7 protein-coding genes are annotated in these 7470 nt (G+C 67.7%); 2 read left to right on the top strand and 5 right to left on the bottom strand.

Going from position 1 to position 7470, the window contains the following annotated elements:
• Nucleotides 1-49 precede the first annotated feature (49 nt).
• On the top strand, nucleotides 50-2287 hold the full coding sequence (locus tag CLV70_RS23955) for a molybdopterin-dependent oxidoreductase (RefSeq protein ID WP_170148653.1): 2238 nt from the start codon (nucleotides 50-52) through the stop codon (nucleotides 2285-2287).
• Here the strand turns inward: CLV70_RS23955 and CLV70_RS23960 are convergent.
• The 3 genes from CLV70_RS23960 to CLV70_RS23965 form a co-directional block, all read right to left on the bottom strand.
• A complete protein-coding gene (locus CLV70_RS23960; protein ID WP_146164132.1) occupies nucleotides 2251-2814 on the bottom strand; it encodes a hypothetical protein in 564 nt (187 codons plus the stop codon). The two genes, CLV70_RS23955 and CLV70_RS23960, sit on opposite strands and share 37 nt — an antisense overlap.
• Nucleotides 2815-2912: 98 nt before the next feature.
• Complete coding sequence (locus CLV70_RS39785; RefSeq protein WP_158277810.1) at nucleotides 2913-3089, bottom strand: hypothetical protein; 177 nt, start codon at nucleotides 3087-3089, stop codon at nucleotides 2913-2915.
• A 37-nt stretch (nucleotides 3090-3126) separates the two neighbouring features.
• On the bottom strand, nucleotides 3127-4077 hold the full coding sequence (locus tag CLV70_RS23965; RefSeq protein WP_106128819.1) for an SDR family NAD(P)-dependent oxidoreductase: 951 nt from the start codon (nucleotides 4075-4077) through the stop codon (nucleotides 3127-3129).
• Nucleotides 4078-4182: 105 nt separating this feature from the next.
• On the opposite strand from CLV70_RS23965, the gene CLV70_RS23970 reads away from it, so the two are divergent.
• Nucleotides 4183-4821, top strand: coding sequence for a TetR/AcrR family transcriptional regulator (locus tag CLV70_RS23970; protein WP_106128820.1), 639 nt, complete (start codon nucleotides 4183-4185; stop codon nucleotides 4819-4821).
• A gap of 342 nt (nucleotides 4822-5163) precedes the next feature.
• Here the strand turns inward: CLV70_RS23970 and CLV70_RS39195 are convergent, their stop codons facing one another.
• Both CLV70_RS39195 and CLV70_RS23975 read right to left on the bottom strand, forming a co-directional pair.
• Nucleotides 5164-5682: a hypothetical protein gene (locus tag CLV70_RS39195; RefSeq protein ID WP_146164133.1), complete on the bottom strand. Its 519-nt coding sequence runs from the start codon at nucleotides 5680-5682 to the stop codon at nucleotides 5164-5166.
• Between the two features lie 88 nt (nucleotides 5683-5770).
• Nucleotides 5771-7036: a NucA/NucB deoxyribonuclease domain-containing protein gene (locus CLV70_RS23975; RefSeq protein ID WP_146164134.1), complete on the bottom strand. Its 1266-nt coding sequence runs from the start codon at nucleotides 7034-7036 to the stop codon at nucleotides 5771-5773.
• Nucleotides 7037-7470: the final 434 nt, after the last annotated feature.

Below are 7470 nucleotides of genomic sequence, written 5' to 3' on the forward strand. Positions count from 1 at the left end.
GAGTAACAACCATGGGCCGCCCCGCGGTGGCCGGAAGGTCGGTGACTCCGTGGACGTCTCCAGCACCGGGCGTACGGCATATCGCACCTGCCCCCTCTGCGAGGCGGCGTGCGGCCTGGAACTCACCGTCGACGGGGATCGGATCGCCGCCGCGCGAGGCGACCGCGAGCACGTCTTCAGCCACGGCTTCGTCTGCCCGAAGGGCGCCACCTTCGGGCAGCTGACCGCCGACCCCGACCGGTTGCGGCGGCCCCTGATCCGGCGCGGCGACCGGCACGAGGAAGCCGGCTGGGACGAGGCGTTCCGGGCCGTCGAGGCGGGACTGCGGCCGGTCCTCGAGCGGCACGGCCCCGACGCCGTCGCGGTCTACGTGGGCAATCCCAACGTGCACACCATGGCCGGCGGCCTCTACGTGACGCCGTTCCTGCGCGCGCTCGGGAGCCGCGGTGTCTTCTCGGCCAGCACGGTCGACCAGATGCCGAAGCACGTGTCGTGCGGCTACCTCTACGGCAGCCCGCTGGCCATCCCGGTGCCCGATGTGGACCGTACGGACCTGCTGCTGATCCTCGGCGCCAACCCGTGGGAGTCCAACGGCAGCCTGGCCACCGCCGCCGACTTCCCCGGCCGCCTCCGAGCCCTCCAGGCGCGCGGCGGACGGTTCATCGTGGTCGACCCGCGCCGCACCCGCACCGCCGAGCACGCCGACGAGCACGTCTTCATCCGGCCGGGCACCGACGCGTACCTCCTCTTCGGCATCGTCCACACCCTGTTCGACGAGAACCTGACCGACCTCGGCGCGCTCGCCGGCCACGTCACCGGCGTCGACGAGGTCCGCGACCTGGCCCTCGCCTTCCCGCCCGACGAGGTGAGCGGCGTCTGCGGCGTACCGGCCGACCGGATCCGCGGCCTCGCCCGCGAACTCGCCGCCGCGCCGACCGCCGCCGTGTACGGCCGCATCGGCACCTGCACGGTCGAATTCGGCACCCTGACCAGCTGGCTGGTCGACGTCGTCAGCATCCTCACCGGCAACCTCGACCGGGCCGGCGGCGTCATGTTCCCGCTCGCCGCGCACCTGCGCGCCCAGGCCCGCCCGGGAGGCAAAGGCTTCCGCACCGGGCGCTGGCACAGCCGGGTCCGCGGCCTGCCGGAGGTGAAGGGCGAACTGCCGGTCGCTGCCCTGGCCGAGGAGCTCGAGGCGCACGTACGGGCCTTCGTCACGGTGGCCGGCAACCCGGCGCTCTCGACGCCGAACAGCGGCCGGCTCGACCGCGCGCTCGGCGGGCTCGACTTCATGGTGAGCGTCGACCCGTACCTGAACGAGACCACCCGGCACGCGGACGTGATCCTCCCGCCCCTCGACGCCGCGCGGAAGGGGCACTACGACTTCTCGTTCCTGGGGCTGGCGGTGCGGAACTTCGCCGCGTACTCGCCGCCGGTCCTGGCGCCGGACCCGGCCGGGATGGACGAGTGCGACATCCTCGCCCGCCTCCACCTGATCGTCACCGGCAAGGGCGCCGACACCGACCCAGCCGTACTCCACGACGGGATGCTCGACGAGGCTCTCCAACGTGCGGCGGCCACGACCGGCCGGCCGGCGACCGACCTCCGCGCCCTGGTGGACGGCGATCACCCGGCCGAACGACTGCTCGACGTCGCGCTGCGCACCGGCGCGTACGGTGACGGTTTCGGCACCCGGCCCGGCGGTCTGTCGCTGAGCCGGCTCCTCGCCAGCCCGCACGGCATCGACCTGGGACCGCTCCAGCCGAGAATCCCGGAGGTCCTGCGCACGCCGAGCGGCAAGGTGGAGCTGTGCGCCCCGCCGCTCGCCGCGGACGTCCCCCGCCTGCGGGCGGCGCTGCACCGCCGGAACCCCGAGCTCGTCCTCATCGGACGCCGCCATCTGCGCTCCAACAACAGCTGGATGCACAACGTCCCGGCCCTCGTGAAGGGCCGGGACCGCTGCACCCTCCAGCTCAACCCCGCCGACGCCGCCCGCCTCGCCCTCGCGGACGGCGACCCGGCCGAGGTGACATCACGGGCAGGGGCTGTTTCCGTACGCGTGGAAGTGACCGACCGCGTGATGCCGGGAGTGGTGAGCCTGCCGCACGGCTGGGGCCACGACCTGCCGGGCGTACGCCTGACCGTGGCGACGGACCACCCGGGCGTCAACAGCAACATCCTCACGGACGAGCTGGTGGTGGACCCGCTGTCCGGAAACGCCGTGCTGAACGGCATCCCCGTGGAGGTCCGTCAGGGCTTGAACGACGCCATGTCACACTCCCGGTAGATCCGGAGGTACTCCTGCCCGTCGATGCCGGCCCGCCGCTTGCCGAACTTGAGGAACTCGTCGTCCCAGTTCCCGCTGACCTCGACGCCCTTGCTGTTCATGCAGGTCAGCCAGTTCCGGAACTGGTCGGCGTACTTGGGATTCCTGGTCTTGTCGAGCAACGGATCGAGATAGGGCTCCTTGGCGTCGCACGCGTGGTAGCCCTCGGGGTTGTCCTTCTTCTCCTGGGTCGGCACCTTCGGCCCGCCCGGGAACTTCTCCTGCATCCGCACCCCGTGCCCCTCGAGGCAGGCGTAGTACACGTCGTACACGGCTTTCCGGTCGGCCTCGGTCATGTCGATGCGCAGCATGGCGCCCTGCTGCTCGGCCCCGGCCGGCGTCGACGGCGCGCCGGAGATCGTCGCGACGCGGCCGCCCTTCCCAGCCGGAGCCGGATCGTCGCCGCTGCAGGCGGTCATCGTGGAGAGGCTGAGCAGGGCAGCGCACGCCAGGCCGCCGCGCAGAACATGGTCCCGAGTCGTTGGCATGGCGACATCGTGACGGCCGGGTGTGAGGAACTGGTCAGCAGCCGACGCCCCGCTGAATACGCCCTCGCCGAGCAATCCGAGCGACGTGGCGCCGTCGCTCAGTAGATCTTGAGGAAGGTGACCGAGATGCCCCGCTCGGGGTCGGACCCGAGATCCTTGTGCTCGTTCTTGCCGAAGTCCACCCGCTGGGCGCCGTTACGCAGAATGACGTAGCCGGCGTTGTTGCCCGACCACAGGCGCACCGACTGGGCGATCATCCTGCGTGACGTCTTCACAGTTCTCCCCAGGTAAAGATCAACGTCGGCATCGATGCTAAGCCGCTCCGGACCCCGGAGCGGCTGAACGGCGGCCTAATTGATCATGACTTCCCCGGGTCGGGTCCGGCGTGCTCACACGGCCTCCTTCTTGTACGGCGTCCTTCTCGCACGGCCTCTTCTCGCGCGGCTTCCTTGTCGCGCGACTCCTTGTCGCGCGGCGTCCCTCTCGCGCGGCTTCCTTCTGGAGGGCGGGGCCGAGGAGGAGGCCGCCGTCGATGACGTACTCCGATCCGGTGATGAACGACGCGTCCGACGACGCGAGGAAGAGCAGAAGCCGGGTGACGTCGGCCGGCTCGCCGAGACGCGGGACGGCGAACGGCTCGGGTGAATAGAAGTCGGCGATCGCCGCGGTGGCGCCGGCCGCCGGCTCCTGGATGAAGGGGGTCGCGATCACGCCCGGGTGGATGGCGTTCACCCGGATGTGGTCACGGCCGAGTTCGAGCGCCGCCGTCCGGGTGAGACCTCGCACCGCCCACTTGCCGGCGACGTACGGCGCGTAGTGGGCCGTGCCGCCCAGGCCCATGGTCGAGCCGATGTTCACGATGGCTCCCCCGGCCGAGCGGCGCAGAGCCGGGGCGGCGACCTTGATGCCGAGGAAGGTCCCCGTGAGGTTGACGTCGAGGATGCGCGACCACGTGGCCCGCTCCGTGCCCTCGATCGGCGCCGGCGGATTCTGCACCCCGGCGTTGTTGACGAGCACGTCCAGGCCGCCGAAGGTGCTTTCGACGGCCTGCACGGCGGCGGACCACGAGCCCTCGTCGGTGACGTCGAGACGGACGAACTGAGCCCGGGCCCCGAGCTCGCCGGCGAGGGCGGCCCCCCGTTCGGCGTCGATGCCGCCGATCACGACGTTCGCTCCCTCGGCGTGAAAGGCGCGCACATGGCTCGAGCCCTGCCCACCGGTCCCACCGGTCACGAGCACGGTGAGGTCGTCGAAGCGGTTCATCAGACGCTCCTTCGGTGCGTAATGGTGAGCCGATCGACTCACCATTGCCCGACCCTAGGCCGGGTGCAGTGGTGAGTCAAGCCACTCACCTCGTATGCTCGGCCGATGAGCAAGGTCGTGACGACGTACCACCAGCGCGTAGCCCAGGAAAAACGCGCGCTGATCATGGCGGCCGCGACCGCCCTGTTCCTCGAACTCGGCTACGACCGCACGTCGCTGCTGCGAATAGCGGAACGCTCCGGCGTTTCAAAGGCCACCCTGTTCAAGCAGTTCCCGACCAAGGCCGCCCTGTTCGACGCCATCGTCACCGAGTCCTGGTCCACCGCCGACGACCAGGACCCCCCACCGCCCGGCAACCTGATCGAAGGCCTCACCACCATCGGCCGCCGCTACGCTGACCTGCTGAGCCGCCCCCGAATGACGGACCTCTTCCGCATCGTCATCGCCGAACTGCCCCGATTCCCCGAACTGGCCCAAGCCCAGTTCTCCCAAGGCAAAATGCCCTACTTCGAATCCGTACGCCGCTACCTCTCGGCCGAACACACCGCGGGAACAGCCCGGATCGACGACGTAGAACTCGCCGCCACCCAATTCCTCGGCATGATCTCCAACTACATCTTCTGGCCGTCCCTCCTCGTCCCGGGCTGGCAGGTAACCACGGAACGCGTCACCCAGGTGGTCGACGAAGCGGCCCAAACCTTCGCCGCCCGCTACGGCATGCCCGGGGACCCCGCCATCGACTGATGGCTGGCGAACCCACGGAGACGCGGAACGCCTCACCGGTCTTCAAGACAGGGAGCGGCAACGGATTGACCTGCCTGGACGTCAAGATGGACGGACTCTCTGTCGCACTATGGTCGTGGGCGCACGCAGACGGCCTCTTTGATCATCGGAGCACCACGACCTCTGTTCGTGTCAAAGGCGATCTCCGGCGGCCACGGGGGGCGCAAAGGCACCGCAAGCTCGCGTAGAGGTTCGGTCAATGCCTGTGCTCGTCCAGAGCTGTATGGCTCGATTCATTCAGCTCTGTCGGGAAGCGGATCGTCAGCCGAGCCTCAGTCGACGCTTCTTTGGGTTCGTAAAGGGTCAGCCACCGACTCTCATGCTATAGCCACACCGACTTGTCGATCGGATGATCAGTGGTGGTGCGGCAGCCGCCGGCCAGGTGGCAATGCGGTATTCCTCTCCCGTGTTGTCGACGATTTCATCGTAGTGGCGGTCTCGACCGCGTGCATACACACGAAGCCGGTACGTCCCAGACCCGTCCGCGCTCATGCAGGGCAGGCGCGGTGGTGTGTCGAATGGTCCGTACGCGAGTTGGTGGATTTCCAGGTTGCCATGCGGCGCGTGGACGCTAACCTCGGCTATGTCATCCCACTGCTGGGCGTCCTGCCAGGCATTCGGCGACCAGATATCCGGTGCTATTTCGGCATACGCTGCCTCGACGGTCACCCTACCTTTGTTGGCTCCGGTGTAGATCAACGCACCGACGTCCATCTGGGCGCAGAGTCCGGTGCTCCAATTTGCGCTCTCGAGCGGAAATTCCGGCCCATCAACCAAGGCGAAGAGGTGGTCCTGAGTGATCAATTTCGCCGCTGCGGACATCTCTGGAGACCTCTTTCGCACTGGATTGAGAAAGCCGGATACCCGGCACGATGATCTTACCCGCGCCGGGCAGCCGCTGCGATATTAGTCAGGGGCCAACCTCGACGAGGAATGGATCGGTGTCGAGGACCCGGTTGAAGTAGTAGAAGCCCGACATCAAGCCACCCTGAGCGCTGTTCTCACTGGCGGTGATCATGCAGGCGCTGGCCCCGAGGCGACCGGTGACGTTGGTCGGTGCGTTGATCTGACATCCGGTGAAGGTTCGCCGGGTGCCGCCGTAGCGCAGGCCGTTGTAGGTGGTTGCCAGCGGGTATTCGTCGCAGCTGAGTCCGGGCAGACTGGGTGCGTCACCGCAAGCCAGTGCCCGGTTGGTGCTCTCGTCGGCCGGGTCGGTGCTGCGGAACAGCGGATCGGCCCAGTTCAGACCTGGTAGGCCGGAAGCCTGGGCGCGGGCCACATGTGAGGCCAGGGACGGATAGCGGCTCTGGCTGTAGACCACGGATTCGGCGTACCAGGGCACAACGCAGCCAGGGCGTACCGGGTTCTGAAGGTAGCCGCCGACGGCGTTGTCGCAGCGGATCTCGCTGAGGGCTCCGGCGCTAGCGACGACGGGGTTGTAGCCGGGAATGGCCCAGGTCAGGCTCCAGGCTGTGGAGCAGGTGCCGACTGCCCCGGCGGCCAGCGCGGTGGTTCGGGCTGAGCCTTCGCCGGAGCGGATGGTGCCGTACGGCAGCATCGGTTGGGAGGGGAAGCTGAAGTTGCCGTTCACGGTGCATTGCCCGGCGACACCGAAGCTGCCGGTGACCGTCGAGGCTGTCGGCGGGCCGTAACTGCCGAGTTGCACGGCGACGACTCCACCCTGGTGATTCCAGTTCGGCAGGTCGGGGCTGGAATATGTCCAGTCCCAGAAGTCGATGTACAGCCGGCCGGTCTCCCGGGTGACGCCGCCGGTTGTCTGTGTGGTGTACAGATATGCGCCGGTGAGAACCCGGCACACCTGCTTTCGGCTGTCGGCATAGATGACGCCCCCGTCGGTTCCGCTGTCGGCACAGATCTGCGGGTACGGGTTGACGGCCGAGGTGGTCGGTGGCACAGTGCGGCTGCCGGCCTTCTTCTCCCGCTCGTATCCGAAATTCAGACACGCCTGTTTGCCGCTGGTGGACGGCGAGCAGACTGTATCTACCGATGATCTGGCCGCTGCCTGACGGCGATACTGAACTTCTCCCACGTTCTGGGCCGGAGGTGCGGGCTGATCGCTTTGCGAGCTCGCGGTTGCGGATCCTGGGACAATGTTGGCCGCCAATATGCCGGCGATGAACGTCGCCATGATTTTGGACGCGGTTCGGCGATGCATGCACCCTCCCGTTGATCAAGCGTGTCGCTTATCGATGCTGTGGCAGATAGCACCATGAGCATCGGCAACAGTCAATGACTGCTACGCAGCGCAGTTTCAGCATCGATCTTCCCGAGTAGAGAGCCCATGCGTGCCATTGACGCTGGTGAGGAGAGGGTGCGGAGAGCTTCGCCGACCGTCGTATCGAAAGGGCCGGAATCCGCAGCGCGCCGTACAGTGATGGATCTGCCAGGAGTAACCTTCGGGTCGGCCATTCTTCAAATGGTGCATAACCGCCTGCAGGACTACGCCGCGTTCACTCTCCAGCTCCAGCCGACCGCTGTACCAGTGTGGGGCTAGCCTCGATCCGTCAGAGGTTTTTGCTCCCTGTCTGACCGTTTCGGCTTGACCGTTTTGTCCACTCACGGTGGGTGCGGGATCGCCACGTGTCGCTG

The sequence above is a fragment of the Pseudosporangium ferrugineum genome (assembly GCF_003002065.1).
Taxonomy (GTDB): Bacteria; Actinomycetota; Actinomycetes; order Mycobacteriales; family Micromonosporaceae; genus Actinoplanes; species Actinoplanes ferrugineus_A.

Coding starts and splice junctions, on each gene's coding strand:
- CLV70_RS23960 (WP_146164132.1), bottom strand. CDS start 2,814: ATGCCAACGACTCGGGACCATGTTCTGCGCGGCGGCCTGGCGTGCGCT.
- CLV70_RS23970 (WP_106128820.1), top strand. CDS start 4,183: ATGAGCAAGGTCGTGACGACGTACCACCAGCGCGTAGCCCAGGAAAAA.
- CLV70_RS39195 (WP_146164133.1), bottom strand. CDS start 5,682: ATGTCCGCAGCGGCGAAATTGATCACTCAGGACCACCTCTTCGCCTTG.
- CLV70_RS23975 (WP_146164134.1), bottom strand. CDS start 7,036: ATGCATCGCCGAACCGCGTCCAAAATCATGGCGACGTTCATCGCCGGC.
- CLV70_RS23965 (WP_106128819.1), bottom strand. CDS start 4,077: ATGAACCGCTTCGACGACCTCACCGTGCTCGTGACCGGTGGGACCGGT.